This is a genomic window from Halomicrobium mukohataei DSM 12286, from assembly GCF_000023965.1.
Taxonomy (GTDB): domain Archaea; phylum Halobacteriota; class Halobacteria; order Halobacteriales; family Haloarculaceae; genus Halomicrobium; species Halomicrobium mukohataei.
The window spans coordinates 2209982-2234378 of the sequence record NC_013202.1; the positions used below are offsets into that span (position 1 = coordinate 2209982).

Consider the following 24397-nt stretch of genomic DNA (forward strand, 5'->3'; position numbering starts at 1 on the left):
CGTCACGCAGGGAAGGTCGAACTGCATGGGACGCCTCTCAACGTTGTTCTCGCCCGACCGGGTCGCCGTCGTCGGTGCGACAGACTCCGACGGTGCGGTCGGTCGCGCGATCACGGAAAACTTGCAGGCGTCGTTCGCGGGTGATATCGTCGCCGTAAACCCGTACAAGGAGAGCGTGCTGGGTCTGCACTGCCACGACACCGTGGCCGACGTCGAGGCAGACATCGACGTGGCGGTGATCGTCGTCCCACCCGACGTCGCCGTCGACTCGATCCGCGAGGCAGGCGAGGCGGGGATCGAGAACGTCGTCGTCATCACCGCCGGCTTCGGCGAAACCGGCGCAGAGGGCGCAGCACGCGAGAAAGATCTCAGAGAGACGGCCGCCGAGTACGACCTCAACCTCGTCGGCCCGAACAGCCTCGGCATCATGAGCACGCCGACGGGACTCAACGCCACGTTCGGCAACGAGATGGCAACGAGCGGCGGCATCTCGTTTATGAGCCAGTCCGGCGCGTTCGTCACGGCGGTCCTGGACTGGGCCGCCGAACGCGACGTGGGATTCAAAGACATCGTCTCGCTGGGCAACAAGGCGATCCTCGACGAACGGGACTTCATCGACGAGTGGGGGACAGACCCCGACACCGACGTGATCCTGGGCTACCTCGAAGACATCGAGGACGGCGCGGGCTTCGTCCAGACCGCGCGCGAGGTCACGCAGGACACGCCGATCGTGCTCGTCAAGTCCGGTCGGACCGACGCCGGTGCCAGCGCCGCCGCCTCTCACACCGGTGCGATGGCCGGTTCGGAAGCGGCCTACGAGGCGGGTCTCGAACAGTCCGGCGCGATCCGGGTCGAGACCGTCCAGGAACTGTTCGACTACGCACAGATCCTCGCCGACCAGCCCCTCCCGGAGGGAAAGGAAGTCGCGATCGTCACGAACGCGGGCGGACCCGGCGTGATGACCACCGACGCTGTCGGCGACAGCGGCCTCGAACTGGCCGACCTGACCGACGACACGGTCGAGCGCCTCGCCGAGACGATGCCCGACGAGGCCAACATCTACAACCCGGTCGACATCATCGGCGACGCACCGGCAGCCAGGTTCGAGGCGGCCCTGGAGACCGTCATGGCCGACGACAACGTCGCCATGGCGGTCGTCGTCGCCTGTCCGACCGCGGTCCTCTCGTTCGAGGAGCTGGCGGAGGTCGTCGTCGACTGCCAGCAGGAGTACGACATTCCCGTCGCGACCACGCTGATGGGCGGCCAGAGCGTCGGCCCCGCTGCCTCGACGTTGACCGAGTCGGGCATTCCGAACTACTTCGACCCGGCCCGCGCCGTCGACAGCCTCGACGCGCTGGCCCGCTACGACGACATCCAGTCCCGCGAGTACACCGACCCCGAGACCTTCGACGTGGACCGCGAGCGGGCGCGAGACATCCTGCAGTCGGCCGCGGACCGAAACCAGAACCGCCTCGGCGTCGAGGCCATGGACTTGCTCGACGCCTACGGGATCCCGACGCCGGAGGGCGAGGTCGTCGACTCCCCGTCGGAGGCCCAGTCGGTCGCGGAATCGATCGGCGACGAGGTCGTCATGAAGATCGTGAGCCCGGACATCCTCCACAAGTCCGACATCGGCGGCGTCGAGGTCGGCGTCTCACCGGAGGACGTGTGGGACACCTACGAGGACCTCGTCGTGCGAGCACGCAACTACCAGCAGGACGCGACGATCCTCGGCGTCCAGGTCCAGGAGATGCTGGACGTCGACGCGGGCACCGAGACGATCCTCGGGGTGAACCGCGATCCACAGTTCGGCCCGCTGGTCCTCTTTGGACTCGGCGGCATCTTCGTCGAAGTGCTCGAAGACACCACGCTCCGGGTCGCGCCGGTCTCGGAGCCCGACGCCCGCTCGATGCTCGACGACATCGAGTCGGCCCCGCTGTTGCGGGGCGCACGCGGTCGCGATCCGGTCGACGAGGACGCGCTGGTCGAGACGATCCAGCGCCTGTCACAGCTCGTCACGGAGTTCCCGGCGATCGTCGAACTGGACATCAACCCGCTCGTCGCGACCAACGACGGCGTCGCGGCGATCGACCTGCGGCTGACCCTCGATCAGGAGGAACTATGAACACGCTACTGGTCACCTCGACGAACGACGGCATCGGCAAGACGGCGATCACCCTCGCGCTCGCTCGGCGCGCACAGCGGGCGGGCTACGACGTGGGGTACATGAAACCGAAAGGCACGCGGCTCCAGAGCGCGGTCGGCAAGACCCGCGACGAGGACCCGATGCTCGCGCGCGAACTGCTCGATCTCGACGCGGAGATGCACGAGATGGAGCCGATCGTCTACTCCCCGACGTTCATTCAGGAGGCGATCCGCGGGCGCGAAGATCCCGACGAGCTGCGCGAGCGGGTCGTCGACAGCTTCGAGGACCTGGCCGAGGACAAAGACCTGATGATCGTCGAGGGGAGCGGCGACCTCTCGACGGGGAGCATCGTCGACCTCGACGACGTGGACATCGCCGAGGCCCTCGACGCCCGCATGTTGCTGGTCACGGGGTACGACTCCGTGGCGACGACCGACGCGGTGCTCGGCAGCGCACAGACGGCCGGCGACCGGCTGGAAGGCGTTGTCTTCAACGGCGTCGCCGACGCCAAGATGGACGAGCTCAACGACGACGTGATCCCGTTCCTCGACGGGCGGGACGTGCCGGTGTTCGGCGCGCTCCCGACGGTCCCGGAGCTGGCCGGCGTCACGGTCGAGGAACTCGCCCGGAGCCTGGGCTGTAACGTCCTGACGCCGGATATCGGTCTCGACAGACACGTCGAGCGGTTCACGGTCGGGGCGATGGGCGGCAGCAGCGCGCTCGACCAGTTCCGGCGGACACGAGACGCGGTCATGATCACCGGCGGCGACCGCTCGGAGGTCCAGACGGCCGCGCTGGAAGCGGCGGGCATCAAGGCGCTGTTGCTGACCGGGGGCTTCCGACCGGCCAGTGCCGTCCTCGGTCGCGCACAGGAAGAGGGCGTCCCGATCTTGCTCGTCCAGTCGGACACCCGGACGACGATCGATCGCGTCGAGGACGTTCTCCACGCCGGCCGCACCCGAACCGGAGACACCGTCGATCGGATGGGCGAACTCCTCGCCGAAGGCGTCGACGTGGAACGGCTGCTCTCGGTCGATCTCTGATCTACCGCTCTCCTTTACCGACCGCGGGTCAGCGGTACGCAAGCCAGCGGTCTCATACGGTTTATTGTAGTTGCTTACCGGTGATCGTCGCCACGGAGTAGACGATCACCGGTAAATCGCTACAATAATCCGTATCAGTCGCCGCTCCGTTCGACGCCGCGAAATCGCTCGGGGAGCGCCGACGCCACGGCGTCGACGAGCGCCTCGCCGTCCGCCACGTCGACCGGCGGCAGCGTCGCCACCGGCACGTCGTTGGCCGTCTCGATCTCGCGCGGATTCGTCCGCTCGGCGACGGTCGCGCCCTCGTACTCGTTCAGGACGACGCCTCGAACGGAGACTCCCCGACGACGTAGCGCCTCGACGGTCAGAGCCGTGTGATTCAGCGTCCCTAACCCGGAGCGGGCGACGACCAGCGTCGGCAGGTCGAGGTCGGCGACGAGATCGACGACCTCGTGGGTCGCCGTCAGCGGGACCCGGAGTCCGCCGATCCCCTCGACGACGGTCGCCTCGCTGTCCTCGACGGCTGCGCGACAGCCGGACAGCAGACGGTCGTAGGAGAGTTCGACGCCCGTCTCGCGGGCCGCAACGGCGGGGGCTAGCGCCGGGCCGAGCCGTTCCAGACAGGTCGCGGCCGCCTCGTCGCCACAGACGCGCTCGACGAAGCGCGCGTCGTCGTCCTCGGGAACACCGGTCTGGCAGGGCTTGACCGCGGTCGCGTCGATCCCGTCACGGTGCAGCCAGCCCGTGATGCCGGCCGTGAGGACCGTCTTGCCGACGCCGGTGTCCGTGCCGACCACGAACAGGCTCACAACAGCCCACACTCCGTTCCGGCACGCTCGAAGGCGTCGAGACAGCGGTCGATCGCCGCCTCGTCGTGGGTCGCCATCGGCGCGATTCGGAGCCGCGACCGGCCGGCTGGGACGGTCGGCGGCCTGATCGCCGGTGCGACGATGCCCCGGTCGCGGACGGCCGTCGCGAGTGCCATCGCGTCGTCTCGGTGCCCGACCACCACCGGGAGGATGTGCGTGTCGCCAAGCACCTCGAACCCGGCGGCTTCGAGACCGTCCCGGAGCCGCTCGACGTTCTCCCAGAGCCGCTCCCGTCGAGTTCCCTCGCGTGCGATCCGGAGCGCCTCGCGTGCCGCTCCGGCAGCCGGCGGTGCGAGTCCGGTCGAGAAGACGAACGTCCGGGCCTCGTTGAGCAGGAACTCGATCAGCGTCTCCGCACCGGCGACGTACCCGCCCTGTGCGGCCAGCGCCTTCGAGAGGGTCCCGAGCTGTACGTCGATCCGGTCGCTCACGCCCTGTGCCTGGACGACACCGCCACCGTCGGCACCGACGACACCGGTCGCGTGGGCTTCGTCGACCATCACCCACGCGCCGTGGCGCTCGGCCGCGTCACAGATGTCGGACAGCGGCGCGCGGTCGCCGTCCATCGAGAACACGCTGTCGGTGAGGACGAGCCACGACTCGCTGTCGGCGTCGCCGCTTCGGGCGTCCATCCGCCGCGCGAGATCCGCGGGGTCACAGTGGTCGTAGACCACCGTCTCGTCGGCCCCGATCCGACAGCCGTCGACGATGCTGGCGTGGTTCAGTTCGTCGGAAAACACCACGTCCGGATCGAGCGCGTCGATCACACCGACGTTTGCAGCGTAGCCAGACGAAAACACGAGCGCGCGCTCCGTTCCCTTGCTGTCTGCGAGGTCGCGTTCCAGGGCTCGATGGAGCGTCGTATCCCCCGTGACGAGCCGGGACGCGCCGGCACCGGTGCCGATCGACCGTGCCGCGGTCTCGGCCGCTCGCTGGACCCGTCCGTCGTCGGCCAGTCCGAGGTAGTTGTTCGCGGCGAAGACCAGCTCCGGCTCGCCGAAGTCGGCGGTTCCACCGCCCGGATCGTCGGCCAACCGGGTCCGGCCGGCGACCGATTCAGCCGGGTTCAGGTGGCGTCGCAGGCCGCGCTCCTCGCGCTGTTCGAGCCGTCTCCCGAGCGAAAAGCCGTGTGTCATCAGAACGTCGGCATCAGTTCTGCCGGCCCGTAGACGCCGTAATCTCCCGCACGATTTCGCAACACGGCGGCCTTCAGGTAGCCGATAGCGGGGCCGTTGACGTTGGCTTCCATGCTCGTCGCGTCGTCGAGCTGGAAGGTGTTGGTCCCCGTCTCGCCGTCGAAGGTCCTGCCGGTCACGCTGACGGTCGTCGTCGTCGGCTTCTCGTCCTGACGCACGTCGAGAATCCCGCCGACGGTCACGTCCTCGGCGTCACAGACGCCGGCCCGCTCCAGCAACACGTCGTCGGCGTGTTCCATGTCGTCGAACTCCAGGCGACCGTCGTGCTCGTCGATCAGCGCCTCGATCTCCGCCTCGCTCATCTCGCGGGCCGACTCGATGTCGTAGCCGTCGAGGTGGGCGATGTCCTCCCGGACAGTGCCGCGGTTGTCCTCGTAGCCCGACTTCAGGCCGACGCCCCACCAGATATCGACGGACTCGATCTCGACGAACGACTGGGCGGCAAGCGCCGCCGCCCCGGTGAGCAGCCCCGGCGTCGCACCGGCTCCACAGACGAACGTGATGCCGGCGTCGACGAGCCGTTGCTCGCGGTCTTCCAGCATCCCGATCACGCGCGAGCGTTTGAGCACGTCGATCAGGACGGCCTCGTAGTCGGCGTCTGCGAACCGCTGGGCGACCCGGGGGATGAAGTCGTGCTCCAGGTTGGGCAGTGCCATCAGGACCGCGTCGATCTCGTCGGCCTCGGCGATCACGTCGTCGATCGGCGTCTCGGTCTCCCGGCCCTGGTCGCTGGCGACGATCCCCGCCTGCTCGCCGTGCTGTTTGACGCCGCCGGCCGCCGCCCCGCCGTCTGGGGCCACGTCTCGCTCGTCTGACGGCCCGCTCGCGATGTTGCCCTCAGTGGCGTCGAGCAGTTCGTCCACGTCGAGCCCGTCGTGGTCGATCGCGACCCCGTTGCGATCACACGCCGCGACGGGCGTGAGGCCGTCTCTGTGGGTCGCGACTTCGAGCGTTCGTCTGCCGATACCACCCGTTCCGAGTACTGCGAATCGAATGTCGTCCATGGTGTCAGTCTCCGGATTCCGCTTCGCTGGTCGCCGTCCCCGCCGCCGTCTCGACGACGCCGTCGGGATCGGCAGCGTCGTTGCCGCGCTCCTTGACCGCCGCCGGGTCGAACTCGTTTTCGGCCATGTTCGGCTCCAGTCCCGCCCGCTCGACGGTCTCGATGTCGTCACCGGGCGACTGGCCGTCCGTCGTCAGATAGTCGCCGGTGAGCATCCCGTCAGCTCCCGCCTCGAACGGGAGATGCTGTTCGTCTTCGTCGAGGTTGACCTCCCGGCCGCCGGTGAGTCGGACCCGTGCCTCGGGGTGGAGGAATCGGTACACTGCGATCGTCTCGACGATTGCCTCGGTCGTGATGTCGGCCGTCCCGTTCAGCTTCTCCGAGAGAGGCGTCCCGGCGACCGGATTGAGGATGTTGACCGGGAGCGAGGAGACGCCGATGTCCTGGAGGGCGACCGCCGCGTCGACGCGATCCGCCGGGGACTCGCCCATTCCCAGAATCACGCCGGCACAGAGGTCCATACCCGCCTCCTTGGCGACTTCCAGGGTCGCCACGCGGTCCTCGAAGCTGTGGGAGTCGACGATCTCGGGGAAGAAACGCGGCGAGGTCTCGATGTTGTGATTGTAGTGGTTGAGTCCCTCCTCGGCCAGGATGGCCGCTTCCTCCTCCGTGAGGATGCCGAGACTCGCGTCGACCTCCACGGCCGTCTCGTCGCGGACCAGCCTGATCGCTCGCAGGACTTCCTGCCACTCCTCGGGGCGGTGCTCTTTCGAGACGCCCTTCTCGGCGACGACGATCCCGAAGCGCTGGGCACCGTCGCGTTCGGCGCGCTTGGCCGCGGCGAGGATCTCCTCGGGATCGAGGAAGCCGTAGTTTTCGATCCCGGTGTCGAAGTGGACCGACTGGGCACAGAAGCCACAGTCCTCGGCGCAGTTGCCGGCCTTCGCGTTCACGATCGAGCAGGCGTCGACGGTCCCGTCACCGAACTGTGACCGGACGTAGTCGGCCCCCGCTGCGAGTTCGCCGACGGGCTGGGCCAGCAGCGCGAGCCCGTCGCGGCGATCCAACTGTTCGCCGTCGATCACGCGGGCGACAGCGTCGTCGATCGTTCGGTTACCTGTCTCGTAAACCACATGCTAGGTGGCAGTTGACGGAACCTTATAGGTTCGGGTCGCGGGGAGCGACCGTCGTTCCGGGCGATCGATCGCGGATCACCGCCGAGAGCGTCGTCCACTCGCCGCAGTGTCGGACGGACTGTGAGAGATCCGGAAAAGACCGACAACTTTCCGTATCAGTCGTCGTCGCCGACGACTGTCGGTCGCCCCTCGTGGTGGTGCAACTCGGCGTCGCTGTCGTGGGTGCCGACGGGCGGTCGGTTCACCGACGCGGCGGCCGATCCTTCGAGGTCGGTCTCGTCGGCGATCGACGCCATCTCGTCGCCCTCCCGCGCGTCCTGATCGATCCGCATCGAGCAGAACTCGACGCCACACATCGAACAGAAGCGGGCGTCCTTGTAGTTGTCACCCGGCAGCGTCTTGTCGTGGTAGGCCTTCGCGCGCTCGGGGTCGAGCGCGAGCTCGAATTGCTCCGACCAGTCGAAGGCGTAGCGGGCCTCCGAGAGGGCGTCGTCCCAGTCGCTGGCCCCCTCGCGCCCGTTGGCAACGTCGGCGGCGTGTGCGGCGATCCGGTAGGCCGCGAGCCCTTCGCGCACGTCCTCTCGTTCTGGCAGGCCGAGGTGCTCTTTGGGCGTGACGTAACACAGCATCGCCGCGCCCGCGCGTCCGGCCTCGGTCGCGCCGATCGCGCTGGTGATGTGGTCGTAGCCGGGCGCGATGTCGGTCACCAGCGGGCCGAGGACGTAGAACGGCGCGCCGTCACAGACCTCCTGCTGGCGCTCGACGTTGTCCGCGACCTCGTCCATGGGCACGTGGCCCGGTCCCTCGACCATCACCTGGACGCCCTCGTCCCACGCTTTTCGGGTCAGTTCACCCAGGGTGTCCAGCTCTGCGAACTGCGCCTCGTCGCTCGCGTCTGCGATACAGCCGGGCCGCAGGCCGTCGCCGAGACTGAAGGTCACGTCGTGTTCACGGAAGATCTCGCAGATCTCCTCGTATTTCGTGTAGAGGGGGTTCTGCATCCCGTTTTCCTCCATCCACTTGGCCATGATCGATCCGCCGCGAGAGACGATCCCGGTCTTGCGGCCGTCGGTCAGCGGGAGGTGTTCCATCAGCACGCCCGCGTGGATCGTCATGTAGTCGACGCCCTGCTCGGCCTGTTTCTCGATCACGTCCAGCAGGAGTTCGTGGGTGATCTCCTCGGGGCTGCCCGCTCGCTTGACGGCCTCGTAGATCGGGACCGTCCCGACGGGAACCGGCGAATGCTCGACGTTTGCCTCGCGGATCTCGTCTAAGTTCGCGCCCGTCGAGAGGTCCATCACCGTGTCCGCGCCGTAGTGGACCGCGGTGTGGAGCTTCTCCAGTTCGCCGTCGAGGTCGCTCGTCTCCTCGCTGTTGCCGATGTTGGCGTTGACCTTCGTCGAGAACTCCCGGCCGATGATCATCGGGTCGAGCGTCTCGTGGCCGACGTTCGCCGGGATCACTGCCTGTCCGTCCGCGACCTGCTCGCGGACGAACTCGGCGTCGACGGTCTCGCGCTCTGCGATCCGTTCCATCGCCGACGTGATCTCTCCGTCTCGTGCACGCTGGAGCTGGGTCGTCATAGATAAGCTAGTTATATCACTAGATTATAAAAGTTCCCAGTCTCGTCAGTAGGGCCGTCGCCCCGACGAGAACGAACGCTGGCCGCCGTCAACGGTCGCCCGGCCGACCGACTCGTTCGACGAACTCCTCGCCGTCCAGTTCGCTCACCAGTGCGGGCTTTCGAGTCATGTAGTCGGACCCCTCCGAGACGGCGAAGCGCTCGGCCACGGCCGAGTCGAGGTAGTATCCGCCGGAGCCGTCCGGGCGGTCGCGGTACTCGCTCAGCCGAATCGGATCGCGCTCGAAGAGCCCACCGGGAGTCCGGCCGTCGAGCAACACGAGCCGCTTGTCGTCGTAGAAGGGGACGCCCTCGACGGCGCGCTTCGCGTGGGCGTTCTCGGAGTGGCGCGCGAGCTTCTCACGCTTCAGTTCGGTCGGATCGCCCGGTTCGATCACGGTACGCCCCTCGACGGTGAAGTAGCCGACGAGATAGCGGTGCTTGCGTTCCGACCGCTCCTCGACCAGCGAGGTGTAGAACGCCACCACGTCGCCCTCGCCGAGGCCCGAGAGCCGCGAGACGTACTGCCCGAACCCCTCGCGGTGCTCGCCGTAGGTCATCGCCTCGAAGTTGGGGTCGCGGTGCAGCGGCCAGTCCGCGACGGCCTCGTCGCGAACCGTCTCGGCGCTCCCGTCCTCCGGGTAGGTGTCGAGGCGGTCGGTCAGCTCCGCGGCGACCCGGCCGTCGTAGCGCAGCGCCCAGCTACCGTAGGTCTCTGGCTCGTCGGTGTCGGGCGTCTTCTCCGGAATCGGGACGTATTCGAAGCGGCCGTCCGGGTACAGCGGCGCGTGGGCGTTGACGTTGCTGTCGTCGGCTCCGACACCGGCAAAGACGACTGTCATCGTCGACACTGGGCGGCGGGTCGGCAAATGAACTCCGGTGGCCGGTCACGCGATGTCTCGGGACGTGTCGATGCTGACCTGTTCGACCAGATCGAGCTTGATCACGTCCGAGGGGGCGCGGCCGCCGCGGAACTTCGGAATCGCCAGCCTGTTCTCGACTTCGTCGCCGGAGACGGTGGTGTCGAGCTGGAAGACGACGTCCGCGAAGTGCTCGGTCGTGTCTCGCAACGACGCGACCTCGCGGCCGTCCAGACAGTGGAGGATGGCGATGCTGCCCGTGTTGACGATGTGTGTCTGCAGGTCGTTCATGAAGGCACGGAACCGGGAGTGTGGTTCCTGGGCCTCCAGCACGTCGAGCGGGTCGACGATCAGGTTCGACGTCTCCGGGAGCGCACTGACCAGTTTGCCGGCGTTGTCCAGCGGCGCTTCGCCCGAGATGTGTCGCACCGTCGGGTCGCCGGTCTCTGCCGGGGTCTGCTCGATGCTCGCCTGCACCGCGGTGGCCGTTCGATCCAGTGAGAGCCAGAGCGTCCCCCGCGTCGCGGTCAACTCGTACAGAAACAGCTCTGCCTGGCTCGCTGGATCCGCCGTCAGGGCCACGATGCTCCCCTCCGGGATTCCCCCATCCAGTTTGCGGTCGAGAACGTCGATCCCCGTCCGCAGACGATTCACCATGCCACTGTGAGATACGTCCCGACACGGATTAAATATTCCGTTCGACCACCTCGTCGACGACGCGGTCGTACCGCGCCGCCACGGTCCCGTCGGTCAGCGGCGCTGTCACGTCCGGAACGTGGGCCAGCGTCTGGCAGCCCAGCAGCGGTTCCGGCTCTATTTGTCCCGCGCTCCTGGTCACCACCGCACCGAGGACGCGAGTCCCCAGCGTGCGAGCCATGGCCGCGGTCTTCGCTGCGTCTTCGAGACTCTCCGGCGTGGCCGTCGAGACGACGACGACCGCGTCGGCCGCGCGCAACGCGGTCGCCACGACCGGCGACGCGCCGGCCGGCGTATCGACGACGACCGGCCGCGGCGTCGCGGCCAACTGCTCTAGGGTCGCTTCGAGTGCCCCGACGCCGCCACGACCCGCCGGCAGCACCTCGACGCCGGGCAACTCCACGGCCGAGTGCGTGACTTCGTCGAGGGACGCTCCGTCCTCGTAGGCACCGATGCCCGGCCGTGGGCACGTTCCGGCGACGAGGTGCAGGTCCGGCATGTCACAGTCGCCGTCGACGGCGATCGGAGGAGGCCCCTCGCCCGCCAGTCCGCGAGCGAGACACGCCGTCGTCGTGGTCTTTCCCGACCCGCCCTTCCCGCCTGCGATCGCGAGCATGGCGGGGCCTGTCTCGTCATCCGTCTTGAACGCTCGGGACGGTTCGGGAGATTCAAGGCCGTCGCGGCCACGGTACCTATCGATGCGCCAGGACCACATCATCAGCGCCAAACAGCTCTCCCGCCGGGACATCGAGGCGGTGCTGGACCGCGCTGCCGAGATCGCGGCGGATCCGTCGGCCTACGCGGACCGACACGAGGGGTCCCTGCTCGGCCTCCTCTTTTTCGAACCCAGTACCCGGACGAAGATGAGTTTCAGTGCCGCAATGAAACGCCTCGGCGGCGACATCGTCGACATGGGCACGGTCGAGTCCTCCAGCGTCAAGAAAGGCGAGTCGCTGGCAGACACCGTCCGCGTCGTCGAGGGCTACGCCGACGCGCTCGTCTTGCGCCACCCGAGCGAGGGCGCGGCCCAGATGGCCAGCGAGTTCGTCGACGCGCCGCTGATCAACGCGGGCGACGGTGCGGGCCAGCACCCGACACAGACGCTCCTGGATCTGTACACGATCCGCGAGAACGCCGGCTTCGACGACCTCTCGATCGGGATCATGGGCGACCTGAAGTACGGCCGCACCGTCCACTCGCTGGCACACGCCCTGACGGTCTTCGACGCTCGCCAGCACTTCGTCAGCCCCGAGAGCCTCCAACTGCCCCGCTCGGTGCGGTACGACCTCCACGAATCCGGCGCGGAGGTCCGCGAGCACACCGACCTCGACGACGTGCTGTCGGAACTGGACGTTCTCTACGTCACCCGGATCCAGAAAGAGCGGTTCCCCGACGAGAGCGAGTACCACGAGGTCGCCGGGGAGTACCAGATCGACGCGGCGACGATCCGCGAGCACAACGAGGATCTGACGGTCATGCACCCGCTCCCGCGAGTCGACGAGATCGACCACGACGTGGACGAACTCGACGGCGCACAGTACTTCCAGCAGGCACACAACGGCGTCCCCGTCCGGATGGCGCTCCTGGACATGGTTCTGGAGGAATCACGATGAGCGACGATCCCGAGCTCCGCGTCAGCAAGATCCGCAACGGCACCGTGATCGACCACATTCCCGGCGGCCAGGCGCTGAACGTGCTGGCAATCATCGGCATCGACGGGACCAGCGGCGAGGAGGTCTCCGTCGCGATGAACATCCCCTCGGACCGGCTGGGCAAGAAAGACATCGTGAAAGTCGAGGGCCGTGAGCTCTCACAGAACGAGGTCGACGTGCTGTCGCTGATCGCACCCGCCGCGACGATCAACATCGTCCGGGAGTTCGACGTGGCCGAGAAACACCGCGTCGAGCGCCCCGGCCGCGTACAGGGCGTCCTGGAGTGCCCGAACCGCAACTGCATCACGACCGAGTCCGAGCCCGTCGACTCCGCGTTCGAGGTGCTCGACGACGGCGTCCGCTGTGAGTACTGCGACACGATCATCCGCGAGGACATCGCCGCCCACATTCTGGTAAGTTAGCACCGCCGCGGTGCCAGCGTCCGCCTGCAGCCGAATACCTCCAACTTATTTGCGGCACCCTCCCCAGTCGTCGGTATGAACTCGCTTCCGGTCGACGGTGTGGCCCCGCTCGCGATCGGCGGGGCCGCGGTGCTCGTCTTGGCGTTCGTCGCGATCTGGTGGCGTCGACGCGGCTCCTCGGACCGCCGTCAGTCGAAGAAAGCCCACGAAGCCGCCCAGCAACGTGACCCTCCAGTAGAGATCGGAGAGACCTACGAGTTCGGTATCACGGACTTCAGCGAGCACCACTCCGGTGAAACGAACGCCGTCGGGAAAGTCGAGGGGTTCGTCCTCTTCGTCGAGGACATTCCGGACGGGCTCTCGGAGGGCGATATAATCGAGGCGAAAGTGCTCTCGTTCAACGAGGGCCGGACCTCCGCCGACGCGCGGTTCGTCGAACGCCGCTGATATAGTAACGATTGAAACGATTTACACACCGATCGCACTGCCGTCGTGCGATCGGGTGTGCATTGATTTTCAATGGCTACTATACCGCCGCTCGATTCTCGGTGTCGGTGTTCGGAACGACCGGTAGATTGCGCGACAGCGACGCGACTGGGGGACGTGAAAAAACAGGGTGAGTGATCGGAGCGACTTACTCGTCGGCCGCGCCTTCGACTTCTTCCATGATCTCCTCGGCGTCGACGTCGGCGTCCTCGAGCGCTTCCTCGATGTCAGCGCCGCCGGCACCGCCCATGCCGCCCATCATGCCGGGCATGCCCATGCCGCCACCGCCGAGCTCTTCCTGGACGATGATGCGGTCGATGTCGAGCAGCTGGGTGAGCTGCTGGGCGATCTGCTGTTTGCCCATCATCCACTGCTGGTTCATCGTCAGCTGGGGCGTCGCCTCGATGTAGAGCGTGTCCTTCTCGACCTCGACGGTCTCGGTCTCGGGTTCGGCGTCCTCGTCGTCCTCGTCGGACTCGACGAGCTGCTCTTCCTCGACGGTGTCGGTCTCGAACCACACGTCGAGCTCCATGTCGAGCATCATCGAGAGGATGCCCTGGGCCTGCTCTTCGCGGTCCTCGACCTCGCTGAGGACCTCGTAGTCGTACTCGATGTCCTCGCCGGCCAGCGGGTGGTTGAAGTCGACGCGTGCGCGGCCGCCGATGATCGTCTCGACGTGGCCGTGCTCGCCGTCGACGTCGACGTGTGCACCGGGGTAGCGGTCGTCTTCCGGGATCTTGTCGGCCGCGACGGTTCGGACCTCGCTCTCGTCGTACTCGCCGAAGGCCTCGGCCGCGGGGACGGTGACGGTGCCGGAGTGTCCGACTTCCTCACCGTACACGTCCTCTTCGACGGCCTCGAACAGGTGGCCCTGGCCGAGCACGATCGTTCGCGGTGCGAACTCCTGGTCCTCGCCGACGCCTTCCTCTTCTGCGACTTCCGGGTCCGTCGTGTCGACGAGGTCGCCGCCCTCGACGGTGCGTGCGGTGTAGGCCATCTCGACGAAGTCGCCCGCTTCGAAGCCCTGGGCTTCCTCTTCATCGGCCGCTGATTCTTCTGCGTCCTGCTCTTCGAGTTCTTCTTCCGCGTCGGCCTCGGATTCGTTGCTCATACCCTATCGGTCTGGCGTTGCACTCTTAAGAACAACGTTTCGGCTGCGTGACCTGGGCGGATGGAGCCAGATATCGCACACACTCTCGTGGTTCTCGAATGCGTTTTATCCCCTGGCGGTCAGTTGCGGGGTATGTACGAGGTCGAACTCAAGGTCGAGACCGACCACGAGCCCGTGCGCGAGCGACTCGACGAGCTCGGGGCGACGTTCCTGGGCACCGTCGAACAGGCAGACACCTACTACGACGCGCCCCACAGAGAGTTCGCCGAGACCGACGAGGCACTGCGGGTGCGTCGCGAGACCGTCGACGGCGAGTCCTCGGCGGTGATGACTTACAAGGGACCCAAAGTCGACGCGGCGTCGAAGACCCGCGAGGAGATCGAGACCGCGGTCGGTGACGGTGACGACGCGGCGGCGATCTTCGAGTCGGTCGGGTTCGCGGCCGCGGCGACGGTTCGCAAAGAGCGCGACCGGTATCGGCTCGACGGCTACACGGTCACGCTGGACACGGTGGCGGGCGCGGGCTCGTTCGTCGAGGTCGAGACCGAGGCCGAGGAGATCGACGCCGCGCGCGAGGGGGCAGCCGATCTCGTTCGCGATCTCGGACTGGATCCCGACGAGCAGATCCGGACCTCGTACCTCGGGCTGTTGCTCGACGACGGTGATGCAGGAGAGTAATCAGATAGGGAGGTTTGGTTTCCGCAAGTTATAGAACCGGGGACATCGAACGCAGTACCAATGACAGATCGGAACATCCACGTGCAGCCGTCTTCTGGGCTGGCAGTCGAGGAACAGGGCGTCGAAATCGTCGAGCGAAAGGGAATCGGTCACCCGGACTCGATCTGTGACGGCGTCGCGGAGACGGTCTCGCGGGCCCTCGCACAGACGTACCTCGACCGCTTCGGAACGGTCCTGCACTACAACACCGACGAGAGCCAGCTCGTCGCCGGGACCGCCGCTCCGGCCTTCGGCGGCGGCGAGGTACTGGAGCCGATCTATCTGCTGATCGTCGGACGCGCGACCAAGTCCTACGAGGGCGAGCGCATTCCCGCGGAGACGATCGCGCTCGAAGCGGCCCGGGACTACCTGGAAGCGAACTTCCCGTATCTGGACGTCGGGACGGACATCGTCGTCGACGTTCGCCTCGGCGAGGGCAGCGGCGACCTCCAGGACGTGTTCGGCGACGAGGGCTCCGTGCCGATGGCCAACGACACGAGCTACGGCGTCGGGCACGCACCGCTCTCGGAAACCGAGCAGATCGTCAAGGCCACCGAGCAACGGCTCAACGGCGAGTACTCCGTCGACCACCCGGAAGTCGGGCAGGACGTGAAGGTGATGGGCAAGCGCGAGGGCGACCACATCGACGTGACCGTCGCCGCGGCGATGGTGGATCGACACATCGAGGACCTCGAAGCGTACAAGGACGCCGTCGCCAGCGTCCGCCGATACGTCGAAGACCTCGCCACGGAGTTCACCGATCGCACGGTGACGGTCCACGTCAACACCGCCGACGACTACGAAGAGGGGTCGATCTACCTGACGACGACCGGCACCTCCGCCGAGCAGGGCGACGACGGCTCCGTCGGCCGCGGCAACCGCGCGAACGGCCTGATCACTCCGAACCGACCGATGAGTATGGAGGCCACCTCCGGCAAGAACCCGGTCAACCACATCGGGAAGATCTACAACCTCCTCTCGACGGAGATCGCAAAGAGCGTCGTCGACGAGGTCGACGGCATCGAACAACTCCAGATCAGACTGCTCTCTCAGATCGGATCGCCGATCGACGAACCCCACGTCGCCGACGCCGAACTGGTCACCGAGGACGGCGTTACCGTCGCCGACATCGAAGACGAGGTCGAGGCCGCGATCGACGACGAACTGGCCGACGTGACCAACGTCACCCGACGCGTCGTCGATGGGGAGCTGTCGACGTTCTAAGGGAGACTCCGACCGACGGGAGGAGTCTCCGAGTGCGAGCGGCGAGGCGCGGAGCGACGGGCCTCGAAAACTGCGAGCGGGAGTGAGCGAAGCGGACGACACGCGAGCGGCGAGGCGCGGAGCGACTGACGGGAGCGACGGGCCTCGAAAACTGCGAGCAGGAGAGAACGGAGTGACCCGCGGAGCGCGGTCTGAGGCGACATTCCTTTATCGCGGATCGGTCAAACATCGGTATGCACCCGCCGGGAGCCGACATCGTCCTCGTTCGCCACGGCGAGATCGGGACCAAGAGCGAGCAGGTCCGTCGATCCATGGAGGAGCGGCTGGCGCGGAACCTCTCGGCCCTGCTCGCGGATCGCGGCGTCGACGGCTCCGTCGAGCGCGAACGGACGCGGCTGTTCGTCCACAGCGACGAGCCCAGCGCCGCCGTCGGGGCCGCGACAGACACCTTCGGCGTCGTCTCTGCCAGCGCTGCCGTCCGCACCGAGCCGACGCTCGACGCCATCTGTGAGGGGCTGGCAGCGATCGCGCGCGAGCGATTCGACGGTGGCACCTTCGCCGTCGACGCCCGCCGGGCGGGCCAGCAGTCCGCCCACGACTTCTCCAGCGAGGACATCGAGTCCGACGGCGGCGCTGCCGTGTGGGCCGCGATCGAAGCGGCGGGCGGCGATCCGGCGGTCGATCTCGACGAGCCGGACCTGACGTTCCACGTCGAGTGTCGTCGGGAGGTCGCGTACCTGTTTCTCGACAAGCAGGCGGGTCCCGGCGGGCTTCCCGTCGGGACTCAAGAGCCCGTCGTCGTCTTGCTCTCCGGGGGAATCGACTCTCCCGTCGCGGCCTGGAAGCTGCTCAAGCGCGGCTGTCCCGTCGTGCCGGTGTACGTCGATCTCGGGGCGTACGGCGGTCCGGACCACCGCGCGCGAGCCCTCTCGACCGCCGAGACGCTCGCCAGCTACGTCCCGAACGTCGACCTCTCGGTGCGGGTCGCCGACGGAGGGGCCGTCGTGGAGCGGCTCGCAGACGAGCTGGACGCACGGCGGATGCTCGCCCTGCGGCGGTTCATGCTCGCCGTCGGGGCCCGGGTCGCCGAGCGTACCGACGCCGTCGGCGTGGCGACCGGCGAGGCGATCGGACAGAAGTCGAGCCAGACGAGCGCCAACCTCGCGGTGACGGACGTGGCCGTCGACTGTCCCGTCTTCCGGCCGAACCTGACCGCCGACAAGGCCGACATCACGCAGCTGGCCCGCGAGATCGGGACCTTCGAGGCGTCGACGATCCCGACCGGCTGTAACCGCGTCGCGCCGTCGCTGCCCGAGACGAACGCCGACCTGCACGCCGTCCGCGAACGCGAACCGGACGACCTGTTCGAGCGTGCGAGGGCCGTCGCTGACCGCGCCGAAGTCGTCGCCCTCGACCGCTGAGAGCGAAACCACTATCCCCGGCGACGGTCTCGGATAGCACGATGGCGCGAGTGTGTCTCGTCGGCTCCGAGGACTGCAACCTCCGGTACGAACTGCTCTCGCGCGAGACCGCACGGGAAGCGCTGGCGACCTACGACATTCGGGAGCCGTTCGCCAACACCCTGGCCGTCGAGACCGTCAGCCTGGGGGCCGCGGTGGCGCTTTGCAACGACCTCAACTGGTATCTCGTCCGCTTTACCGACGCTGCGATGGTGCTCGAACCGTCGGTCAGCGAGACGGAGTGGCTCTCGCGGTCGCTGGCGACGGCGATGCGGGACGACGCCGTCGACGAGGACGAACGCGACCGCTTCCTGAAGGTGTACGGCGTCGAACCGCCCGAGGACGACGACGCTGAACCCCGGCTCGTCGAGCCGATGCTGGTGACGCGGACCGGCGATTCGATCCCCGAGTACGATCTGCGTGCGGTCGACGAGACGGTGGTCGTCAGGGTGTCGAGAGACGAGTTCGGGGCGTGAGACTGCCGGCGACCGTCAGCGGACCCACTCTCTGCTCTGGAGCAGCGACCGCTCTCCGTCGAGGGCGACGTACCACGCGTCGTCGTTCGGGTGGGGGAGCTGCTCGACCTCGGACAGGCGCTCTTGGAGCGCCGACAGCGCCGTCGACGCCGGGGCGCACTCCTCGTAGCGGCCGTCAATCGCGGCGGTGAGGATCGACCGCTGGGCTTCGGGCAGGTCGTCGAGCGCGACGAGATACCGCTCGGCGGCGAACGAACGGAGCGCGGACTCGTCCGCGGCGACCCGTTCGAGAGTGTACTCGAACGTTCGCCGCTCTTTGGTCCCCTCGGAGTCGCCGGCCACGTCGACGCGCATCGTCCGGTCTCGCCACCGGACCCAGGTTCGACTTCCGACGAGCCGCGAGTCCGTCTCGCCGTCGGGGTAGGGTGCCGGGTACGCTCGGATCGAGAGCTGGCGCTGTGGGAGCCCGTCTCCCTCGCCCTCAGACTCGGGATCTAACGCTGCCGATTCGAGCGCGGCCCGGTCAGATTCGGGCAGCTCCTCGAAGTGGACGACCGTCGCGCCGTCGGGCGCGGTCTGTCCCTCCTCCCAGGACACGTCCATCTCGTAGGCCGGGATCGCATCGACGGCGACGATCTCGGATTTCGTCCGGTAGAACGCGCCGTCGTGGCGTACGATCACGCCGTCACGCAGGGGGCTAGCGCCGTCGGTCGTGTACGACGCGGGCCCGTCGCTGGCTGCCCGTTCGACGATCGACCGCTCCGTCTCGTTCAGGTTGGCCGGGAGGTCGGCGGCCGGTGCGTACGGCCCGGTCGTGAGGACGATCCCCGACGTACAGCTGTCCGTTTCGGAGCCGTTCGGGCTCGAAGTCGGCGATCGCTGGTCCCGGCGGTCGCTCTCCGGATCGGTCCCGACACAGCCGGCCGCCAGCAGCGAGGCGCTGGCTGCGAGGACGCGGCGGCGAGATCGTTGCATACCCGTCCCTGCCGTCCGTACTGATAAACTCCTTGTGGAGGCTCAAAACGCGGTCGAGGCGACCTCGGAGGGGACTGTCGCGGCCATCGAACGTCGATGCAGACCCGACCGCACGACGGCAGTGCGATCGGTGTGTGAATCCGTTCATACGGAACGTTGTAGTTGCTTACCGGTGAGCGTCGCCACGGGGTAGACGCTCACCGGTAAATTCCTACAACCGTCCGTATCAATCGCTACTGTACTCGTCGAACATCCCCGTCGACATGTAGCGCTCGCCGCTGTCCCAGTAGACGGTCACGACGAGCGGGTCCGCGACGCCCTCGTCGAGCAACTCGGCGGCCTTCTCTCTGGCGGCGAGGTTCGACGCCCCGGAGGACTGGCCCACGAGGATCCCCTCCTCGCGCGCCAGCCGTCGGCACTCGGCTTCGGCGTCGGCGAGTTCGACCGTCGTCACCGAATCGAGCAGCTCCACGTCGAGGTTCGGGCTGACGAAGCCCGGCCCCATCCCCTGGAAGCTGTCCTCGCCGGTCCCGGGCTCCTGGCCCGAGAGGACGGCGTTGTCGGCCGGCTCGACGCCGACGATGTCCACGTCCGGGAACGCCTCGCGGAGCCGCCGGCCGACGCCGGTGACGGTCCCGCCCGTGCCGATGCCGGCGACGAACGCGTCGATGGTCCGGTCGCCGACCTGCTCGACGATCTCCGGCCCCGTCGTCTCGTAGTGTGCCCGGGGGTTGGCCTCGTTCTCGAACTGCCGGAGCTGGACGTACCCCTCTTCGGCTTCGAGTTCGTCGGCACGGTCCTTCGCTGCGGAGATGTCGCCGTCGACGAGTTCGATCTCCGCGCCGTAGGCTGCCATTATCTGGCGGCGCTCGGGCGACTTCGAGCCCGGCATCACGAGGCGCACGTCGTACCCCTTGGCCGCGCCGGCCATCGCGAGCCCGATCCCCGTGTTGCCACTCGTCGGCTCGACGAGCGCGTCGCCCTCGGTCAGCTCGCCGGCCTCCTCGGCGGCCTCGATCATGAACCGCGCCGGTCGGTCCTTCGCGGAACCGCCGGGGTTGAACGACTCGACCTTGGCTGCGACCGTCGCTCCCTCGGGAGCCGCGACCGAGACGAGCGGCGACCCCAGCGTCTCCAGGATTGTCTCGTTCATTACCGCCCTCTTGACGGTCCCCGGTTAAAACCCTCCCCGTCACCAGCATGGCGTGCCGTTACCGGTGACGACTGATACGGATTATTGTAGCGATTTACCGGTGATCGTCTACTCCGTGGCGACGATCACCGGTAAGCAACTACAATAAACCGTATGAGAGAGCGCGAGCGTTAAGCGACTCCGGGCGCTACTCCGGGGTATGCCACTGACAACGATGGAACCCAACCCCGTCTGGTCGGAGGGTGCCTACGAGGACACCGTCGACGTGCTGGCCGAGCACCGCGACGAACTGGTCTACAAGGTCTGGGGCGGCGACTGGTGCAAGGACTGCCGCTCGCAACTGCCCGACTTCGGCGCGGCGCTAGACGCCGCCGAGGTCCCCGAAGAGAACGTCGTCCACCACGAGACCGAGAAGGAAGACGACGGCTCGAAGACCGGCCCGGGCGTCGAGGAGTACGGGATCGAGTACATCCCGACCGTGGTGGTCGAACGCGACGGCGAGGAGATCGCACGCTTCGTCGAGGACGCCGACGTTCCGATTGCCGTCTCTCTCGCCGAGGAGATCCAGGCGGCACTCGACTGATACTGCCGGCTGTCACTCGCTGCATCTGAGCGTTTGGACGGTCGGGAGATTCCAGCTGAAGGTAACCGCAGCCAACCGCGTTACCACAACTACCCCCGCGCACACGCCAGCAGCAGTGCCCTCGGCCACACCGACCGTGCCCGCAAGCCAGTACGCGATGCCACCGAGGACTGCGCAACTCGCGTAGAAGTCTTCGAAGAGGATGAACGGCGGTCGGTCGAGTAAAATATCCGCAAATGCTCCGCCTCCGACGGCGTTTATCGTCCCGATAGCAACGATACCGAAGGCTGACACGCCGGCTTCGGTGGCGACGATCGCCCCCGCCGTCGTAAATGCCGCCAAGCCGATGGCATCTGAGACGACCGTCACCGGATGCGTATCTGGCGTCGGCAGAACGATACTCAGCGTGACGGCCAGGCCAACGCCGAGCAGTCCCAGTCCGATTTCGACTGGCGACTGGAGGGCAAGCGGGATTCGGGTCACGAGTAGATCGCGTGTCGCCCCGCCAGCAAACGCCATCGCCAATCCGACGATGGTGATGCCAAACAGGTCGAACTCTTCGCGGATCGCTTTCGAGGCCCCGACGAGTGCGAACGCCACCAGACCGATCGTGTTCATCACCGCGAACGGATCGCCGAACAGTGTCTGGAGGGCGCTCTGACCCATTACGTTCGCCTTTGTGGGTGTCTCTCTTGAGTGCTACGTATCAGCGAACGCCACCTCGTACGATCGGCTGTCCATCTGTGACAGCCGGCAGTGTTAGACCGTCCGGTTCAACTGTCCCGCAGGGGCCTGCGATCTGGAGAGTGACCCGCGCGTCGGTGGATCTGTTGCCGGCGACCATCGTCGGACGGCCGTGACGACGGTGTGGCGGATTCGGGTTGGTTTTCCTACTCGCTCCTCCCGGTCCGGTGCCACCAGTAGAGCACGCCGACACCGGCGAGCGCGGCGACACCGACGGCGACCAGCGCACCGGCCAGGGACCACTGGCCGAGGACGACGCCGTACAGCGCGCCGAGGCTGACGGCGGCGAGCCCGAACTGTGACAGCACCAGCGCGGCGACGAACGCCCAGAACGTCCCCCGCGAGACCTCGCCGACGGTCGCAGCCGTCACGTCCGGCGACGCATCGTCTTCGGTCAGCAGTGAGAAGGGGTCGAGCACGTTACGCACCGCTCGAAGGCGGCCACGCCGACGGAGACGATCCGGAGACGGTGCGCCGTCTCACGCCTGCTCTGTCGCCCAGTCGAGCGCGTTCCGCAGGTGGTGTTGTGGCGGCGAACACGTGAACTGGCGGCAGGCGTAGACGGTCGCCTCGCCGTCGCGCTCGGTCCGATCTGCCCAGATCGGTGGGACATCGTCCAGCCCCAGCACGTCGAGCCACGCGTCGAGGTCGCCGTCGCCCGGCGGCCGCCACGCGAGCAGTCGGTCCGGGAGGTACGTCTCGGCCAGCGTCGTTCGCCACTCCGCCGGGACCTCGTCGGCGACCAGCGTGAGTTCGAGGTCGCCCCGCAGATACCGGTCGGCCGCGACGACCAGCGAGGCGTGTTGCATCGGATTCGCCTCGATCTTGTTGGCGTGTGTCTCCAGGACGCCCGCCGCGATCGTCTCGAAGCGATCGTGCGGGACGAACGCCGACAGCGAGAGCAGCGCCTGGACCGCGACGCCGGTGCTGGAGGGCGTCGACTGGTCGGTGAGCTCCTGTGGGCGGGCCACCAGCGACTCGCCGCTGGTCGGGGTGAAGTACAGCGTGCCGTCGTCCGCGTCCCAGAACTCTCGCTCGATGGCGTGGGCGAGGTCCAGAGCGAAGGCGAGGTGTTCGACTTCGCCGGTCGCCTCGAACAGCGTCAGCGCGCCGCGAGCGAGGAAGGCGTAGTCTTCGAGGTACCCGTCGATCGCCACGTCGCCGTCCTTGTAGCGCCGCGCCAGCCGTTGCTCGCTCTCGTCCCAGAGGTGTTCGCGGACGAACGCGAGGGCGTCGGCGGCCGGGTCCGGATCGACATCATCGAGGACGATCGCGCCCTCCGCGATGGCCGTGATCATCAGTCCGTTCCAGCCCGCGAGCACCTTCTCGTCGCGTGCGGGGCGTGGCCGCTCCTCGCGTGCCTCGAAGACCTGCTCGCGTGCGCTTGCCAGCGTGCGCTCGACGTCGCTCGCTTCGAGGCCGCTGGACTCGCTCAGGGCCTCGATGGAGGCGTCGACGGTCAGCACCGTCTTGCCCTCGAAGTTGCCCGACTCGGTGATCCCGAAGCGGTCACACAGCAGGTCGGCCGCCGTCTCGCTGTCCACGGCCGCGCGGACCTCATCGGGGATCCAGACGAAGTACGCGCCCTCCTCGGGCTCGGCGTCTGCGTCCTCGCGACGGCCGGCGGGTGGGACGCTCTGTGCGTCGAGCGTGCTGAAGAAGCCGCCGTCCTCGTGTGTGAGTTCGCGCTCGACGAAGGCGAACGTCTCCCGAGCGACCTCCGCGTACCGCTCGTCGCCGGTGAGCTGGTAGCCCGCGAGGTAGGCTCGCGGGAGCGTCGCGTTGTCGTAGAGCATCTTCTCGAAGTGGGGAACGACCCACTCCCGGTCCGTGCAGTAGCGGTGGAAGCCGCCGCCGACGTGGTCGAAGAGCCCGCCGTCGGCCATCGCATCGAGCGTCTCGGTGACGACCGAGCGCACGTCGTCGCGGTCCGAACGGGCGACCTCGCGCATGAGGTAGTGGAGTCGCCCCGGCTGTGGGAACTTCGGGCCGTTCCCCCAGCCGCCGTGTTCGCGGTCTGCGGCCCGAATCGCGGCGTCGACGGCCGCCTGCAGCGCCTCGTCGTCGGGCACGTCGCCCGGCTGCCCCACGTCGCCGACGTCGCTCTCGATGGCGTCGGTCCACTGCCGAGCGCGGTTGTACATCTCCTCGCGTTGCTCCGAATCGGACCACGAACCCGCGATGTCTTCGAGCAGCTGACCGAACGCCGGCATCCCGCGGCGCTCCTCGGGTGGGAAGTAGGTCCCGACGTAGAATGGTTCCCCGTCGGGAGTGAGCCACGCCGACAGCGGCCAGCCACCGCGGCCGGTCACCTGCTGACAGATGCTCATGTAGATGGCGTCGAGGTCCGGGCGCTCCTCGCGGTCGACCTTGATCGGGACGAAGTGCTCGTTGAGTAGCGTCGCCGTCTCGGGGTCGGAGAAGCTCTCGTCTTCCATGACGTGACACCAGTGACACGCCGAGTACCCGATCGAGAGGAAGATCGGCGCGTCGTGTTCTCTGGCGGTTTCGAGTGCCTGTTCGTCCCACGGCTGCCAGTTGACGGGGTTGTCCGCGTGCTGGCGGAGGTAGGGACTCTCCGCCTCGTCGAGGCGGTTCCGGTCCGTCGGACCCGAGTCGCTGCTCATAGCCGACCGTCCGGGTGGCAGACGGGAAAGCCTGTCCGTCTCTGGGGTCGTCGATCCGCGTCCGAACGTGACCGGTGACACGATGTCTCTCGGTCGCACTGTCGCCCCACGATCGGCTGTCGGTTGGCTTTCATGGCCGCTACAGTTTGGTCCGATCGATAGCCGACTACCTTCGATCTGGGGTCACTGAACTGACC

At 67.4% G+C, this 24397-nt stretch carries 24 protein-coding genes; 10 read left to right on the forward strand and 14 right to left on the reverse strand.

Going from position 1 to position 24397, the window contains the following annotated elements; all coding sequences use genetic code 11:
* The first annotated feature begins 25 nt into the window (after positions 1-25).
* Positions 26-2125: an acetate--CoA ligase alpha subunit gene (gene acs, locus HMUK_RS11040; protein WP_015763245.1), complete on the forward strand. Its 2100-nt coding sequence runs from the start codon at positions 26-28 to the stop codon at positions 2123-2125.
* Entirely contained in the window at positions 2122-3189 is a 1068-nt protein-coding gene (locus HMUK_RS11045) for a phosphotransacetylase family protein (protein ID WP_015763246.1), read from the forward strand. The genes acs and HMUK_RS11045 overlap by 4 nt, the downstream gene beginning before the upstream one ends.
* A gap of 134 nt (positions 3190-3323) precedes the next feature.
* On the opposite strand, the gene bioD is transcribed toward HMUK_RS11045, so the two are convergent.
* The 8 genes from bioD to HMUK_RS11085 all read right to left on the reverse strand — a co-directional run bounded on the left by bioD (position 3324) and on the right by HMUK_RS11085 (position 11186).
* The gene (gene bioD, locus HMUK_RS11050) at positions 3324-3998 is read right to left on the reverse strand and encodes a dethiobiotin synthase (protein WP_079979656.1); all 675 of its coding nucleotides are present in this window, start codon (positions 3996-3998) and stop codon (positions 3324-3326) included.
* Positions 3995-5194, reverse strand: coding sequence for an aminotransferase class I/II-fold pyridoxal phosphate-dependent enzyme (locus HMUK_RS11055; protein ID WP_015763248.1), 1200 nt, complete (start codon positions 5192-5194; stop codon positions 3995-3997). Before HMUK_RS11055 ends, bioD begins: the two co-directional genes overlap by 4 nt.
* Positions 5194-6258 (reverse strand): hypothetical protein, encoded by a 1065-nt coding sequence (locus HMUK_RS11060; RefSeq protein WP_015763249.1) that lies wholly within the window; start codon positions 6256-6258, stop codon positions 5194-5196. The genes HMUK_RS11055 and HMUK_RS11060 overlap by 1 nt, the downstream gene beginning before the upstream one ends.
* Before the next feature lie 4 nt (positions 6259-6262).
* Positions 6263-7390, reverse strand: a complete 1128-nt coding sequence (gene bioB / locus HMUK_RS11065) for a biotin synthase BioB (RefSeq protein ID WP_015763250.1) — start codon at positions 7388-7390, stop codon at positions 6263-6265.
* A 158-nt stretch (positions 7391-7548) separates the two neighbouring features.
* Positions 7549-8976: a phosphomethylpyrimidine synthase ThiC gene (thiC, locus tag HMUK_RS11070; RefSeq protein ID WP_015763251.1), complete on the reverse strand. Its 1428-nt coding sequence runs from the start codon at positions 8974-8976 to the stop codon at positions 7549-7551.
* Positions 8977-9064: 88 nt separating this feature from the next.
* A complete protein-coding gene (locus tag HMUK_RS11075) occupies positions 9065-9856 on the reverse strand; it encodes an Nmad3 family putative nucleotide modification protein (RefSeq protein ID WP_015763252.1) in 792 nt (263 codons plus the stop codon).
* A 45-nt stretch (positions 9857-9901) separates the two neighbouring features.
* Entirely contained in the window at positions 9902-10531 is a 630-nt protein-coding gene (locus tag HMUK_RS11080) for an RAD55 family ATPase (protein ID WP_015763253.1), read from the reverse strand.
* A 28-nt stretch (positions 10532-10559) separates the two neighbouring features.
* A complete protein-coding gene (locus tag HMUK_RS11085; protein ID WP_015763254.1) occupies positions 10560-11186 on the reverse strand; it encodes a MinD/ParA family ATP-binding protein in 627 nt (208 codons plus the stop codon).
* A gap of 82 nt (positions 11187-11268) precedes the next feature.
* On the opposite strand from HMUK_RS11085, the gene pyrB reads away from it, so the two are divergent.
* The 3 genes from pyrB (at position 11269) to HMUK_RS11100 (ending at position 13091) form a co-directional block, all read left to right on the forward strand.
* Complete coding sequence (gene pyrB / locus HMUK_RS11090; RefSeq protein ID WP_015763255.1) at positions 11269-12183, forward strand: aspartate carbamoyltransferase; 915 nt, start codon at positions 11269-11271, stop codon at positions 12181-12183.
* Positions 12180-12644: an aspartate carbamoyltransferase regulatory subunit gene (gene pyrI, locus HMUK_RS11095; protein WP_015763256.1), complete on the forward strand. Its 465-nt coding sequence runs from the start codon at positions 12180-12182 to the stop codon at positions 12642-12644. Before pyrB ends, pyrI begins: the two co-directional genes overlap by 4 nt.
* A gap of 75 nt (positions 12645-12719) precedes the next feature.
* Positions 12720-13091: a TRAM domain-containing protein gene (locus HMUK_RS11100; RefSeq protein ID WP_015763257.1), complete on the forward strand. Its 372-nt coding sequence runs from the start codon at positions 12720-12722 to the stop codon at positions 13089-13091.
* Between the two features lie 187 nt (positions 13092-13278).
* On the opposite strand, the gene HMUK_RS11105 is transcribed toward HMUK_RS11100, so the two are convergent.
* The gene (locus HMUK_RS11105; RefSeq protein WP_015763258.1) at positions 13279-14241 is read right to left on the reverse strand and encodes an FKBP-type peptidyl-prolyl cis-trans isomerase; all 963 of its coding nucleotides are present in this window, start codon (positions 14239-14241) and stop codon (positions 13279-13281) included.
* Between the two features lie 132 nt (positions 14242-14373).
* Here HMUK_RS11105 and cyaB point away from each other — a divergent pair, with 132 nt between their 5' ends.
* The 4 genes from cyaB to HMUK_RS11125 all read left to right on the forward strand — a co-directional run bounded on the left by cyaB (position 14374) and on the right by HMUK_RS11125 (position 18118).
* A complete protein-coding gene (gene cyaB / locus HMUK_RS11110) occupies positions 14374-14919 on the forward strand; it encodes a class IV adenylate cyclase (protein ID WP_015763259.1) in 546 nt (181 codons plus the stop codon).
* 60 nt (positions 14920-14979) lie between these two features.
* A complete protein-coding gene (locus tag HMUK_RS11115; protein ID WP_015763260.1) occupies positions 14980-16182 on the forward strand; it encodes a methionine adenosyltransferase in 1203 nt (400 codons plus the stop codon).
* Between the two features lie 233 nt (positions 16183-16415).
* Complete coding sequence (locus HMUK_RS11120; RefSeq protein ID WP_015763261.1) at positions 16416-17603, forward strand: tRNA sulfurtransferase; 1188 nt, start codon at positions 16416-16418, stop codon at positions 17601-17603.
* A 41-nt stretch (positions 17604-17644) separates the two neighbouring features.
* Positions 17645-18118, forward strand: coding sequence for a DUF5804 family protein (locus tag HMUK_RS11125; RefSeq protein WP_015763262.1), 474 nt, complete (start codon positions 17645-17647; stop codon positions 18116-18118).
* Between the two features lie 15 nt (positions 18119-18133).
* Here the strand turns inward: HMUK_RS11125 and HMUK_RS11130 are convergent, their stop codons facing one another.
* Positions 18134-19093, reverse strand: a complete 960-nt coding sequence (locus HMUK_RS11130) for a hypothetical protein (protein ID WP_015763263.1) — start codon at positions 19091-19093, stop codon at positions 18134-18136.
* A gap of 226 nt (positions 19094-19319) precedes the next feature.
* Positions 19320-20246, reverse strand: coding sequence for a PLP-dependent cysteine synthase family protein (locus HMUK_RS11135; protein ID WP_015763264.1), 927 nt, complete (start codon positions 20244-20246; stop codon positions 19320-19322).
* Between the two features lie 199 nt (positions 20247-20445).
* Here HMUK_RS11135 and HMUK_RS11140 point away from each other — a divergent pair, with 199 nt between their 5' ends.
* Positions 20446-20829 (forward strand): thioredoxin family protein, encoded by a 384-nt coding sequence (locus HMUK_RS11140; RefSeq protein ID WP_015763265.1) that lies wholly within the window; start codon positions 20446-20448, stop codon positions 20827-20829.
* A gap of 12 nt (positions 20830-20841) precedes the next feature.
* On the opposite strand, the gene HMUK_RS11145 is transcribed toward HMUK_RS11140, so the two are convergent.
* From HMUK_RS11145 to HMUK_RS11155, 3 genes are all read right to left on the reverse strand, one after another.
* Entirely contained in the window at positions 20842-21495 is a 654-nt protein-coding gene (locus HMUK_RS11145; RefSeq protein ID WP_015763266.1) for a trimeric intracellular cation channel family protein, read from the reverse strand.
* A gap of 224 nt (positions 21496-21719) precedes the next feature.
* Positions 21720-22001: a DUF7322 domain-containing protein gene (locus tag HMUK_RS11150; RefSeq protein ID WP_015763267.1), complete on the reverse strand. Its 282-nt coding sequence runs from the start codon at positions 21999-22001 to the stop codon at positions 21720-21722.
* Positions 22002-22052: 51 nt separating this feature from the next.
* On the reverse strand, positions 22053-24200 hold the full coding sequence (locus HMUK_RS11155; RefSeq protein ID WP_015763268.1) for a thioredoxin domain-containing protein: 2148 nt from the start codon (positions 24198-24200) through the stop codon (positions 22053-22055).
* Positions 24201-24397 lie beyond the last annotated feature (197 nt).

What these genes read in the sequence shown, in the direction of transcription:
- acs (WP_015763245.1), top strand. Translation starts at nt 26, where the DNA reads ATGGGACGCCTCTCAACGTTGTTCTCGCCCGACCGGGTCGCCGTCGTC.
- HMUK_RS11045 (WP_015763246.1), top strand. Translation starts at nt 2,122, where the DNA reads ATGAACACGCTACTGGTCACCTCGACGAACGACGGCATCGGCAAGACG.
- HMUK_RS11055 (WP_015763248.1), bottom strand. Translation starts at nt 5,194, where the DNA reads ATGACACACGGCTTTTCGCTCGGGAGACGGCTCGAACAGCGCGAGGAG.
- HMUK_RS11060 (WP_015763249.1), bottom strand. Translation starts at nt 6,258, where the DNA reads ATGGACGACATTCGATTCGCAGTACTCGGAACGGGTGGTATCGGCAGA.
- thiC (WP_015763251.1), bottom strand. Translation starts at nt 8,976, where the DNA reads ATGACGACCCAGCTCCAGCGTGCACGAGACGGAGAGATCACGTCGGCG.
- HMUK_RS11075 (WP_015763252.1), bottom strand. Translation starts at nt 9,856, where the DNA reads ATGACAGTCGTCTTTGCCGGTGTCGGAGCCGACGACAGCAACGTCAAC.
- HMUK_RS11080 (WP_015763253.1), bottom strand. Translation starts at nt 10,531, where the DNA reads ATGGTGAATCGTCTGCGGACGGGGATCGACGTTCTCGACCGCAAACTG.
- HMUK_RS11085 (WP_015763254.1), bottom strand. Translation starts at nt 11,186, where the DNA reads ATGCTCGCGATCGCAGGCGGGAAGGGCGGGTCGGGAAAGACCACGACG.
- pyrB (WP_015763255.1), top strand. Translation starts at nt 11,269, where the DNA reads ATGCGCCAGGACCACATCATCAGCGCCAAACAGCTCTCCCGCCGGGAC.
- pyrI (WP_015763256.1), top strand. Translation starts at nt 12,180, where the DNA reads ATGAGCGACGATCCCGAGCTCCGCGTCAGCAAGATCCGCAACGGCACC.
- HMUK_RS11100 (WP_015763257.1), top strand. Translation starts at nt 12,720, where the DNA reads ATGAACTCGCTTCCGGTCGACGGTGTGGCCCCGCTCGCGATCGGCGGG.
- HMUK_RS11105 (WP_015763258.1), bottom strand. Translation starts at nt 14,241, where the DNA reads ATGAGCAACGAATCCGAGGCCGACGCGGAAGAAGAACTCGAAGAGCAG.
- cyaB (WP_015763259.1), top strand. Translation starts at nt 14,374, where the DNA reads ATGTACGAGGTCGAACTCAAGGTCGAGACCGACCACGAGCCCGTGCGC.
- HMUK_RS11115 (WP_015763260.1), top strand. Translation starts at nt 14,980, where the DNA reads ATGACAGATCGGAACATCCACGTGCAGCCGTCTTCTGGGCTGGCAGTC.
- HMUK_RS11120 (WP_015763261.1), top strand. Translation starts at nt 16,416, where the DNA reads ATGCACCCGCCGGGAGCCGACATCGTCCTCGTTCGCCACGGCGAGATC.
- HMUK_RS11125 (WP_015763262.1), top strand. Translation starts at nt 17,645, where the DNA reads ATGGCGCGAGTGTGTCTCGTCGGCTCCGAGGACTGCAACCTCCGGTAC.
- HMUK_RS11130 (WP_015763263.1), bottom strand. Translation starts at nt 19,093, where the DNA reads ATGCAACGATCTCGCCGCCGCGTCCTCGCAGCCAGCGCCTCGCTGCTG.
- HMUK_RS11135 (WP_015763264.1), bottom strand. Translation starts at nt 20,246, where the DNA reads ATGAACGAGACAATCCTGGAGACGCTGGGGTCGCCGCTCGTCTCGGTC.
- HMUK_RS11140 (WP_015763265.1), top strand. Translation starts at nt 20,446, where the DNA reads ATGCCACTGACAACGATGGAACCCAACCCCGTCTGGTCGGAGGGTGCC.
- HMUK_RS11145 (WP_015763266.1), bottom strand. Translation starts at nt 21,495, where the DNA reads ATGGGTCAGAGCGCCCTCCAGACACTGTTCGGCGATCCGTTCGCGGTG.
- HMUK_RS11155 (WP_015763268.1), bottom strand. Translation starts at nt 24,200, where the DNA reads ATGAGCAGCGACTCGGGTCCGACGGACCGGAACCGCCTCGACGAGGCG.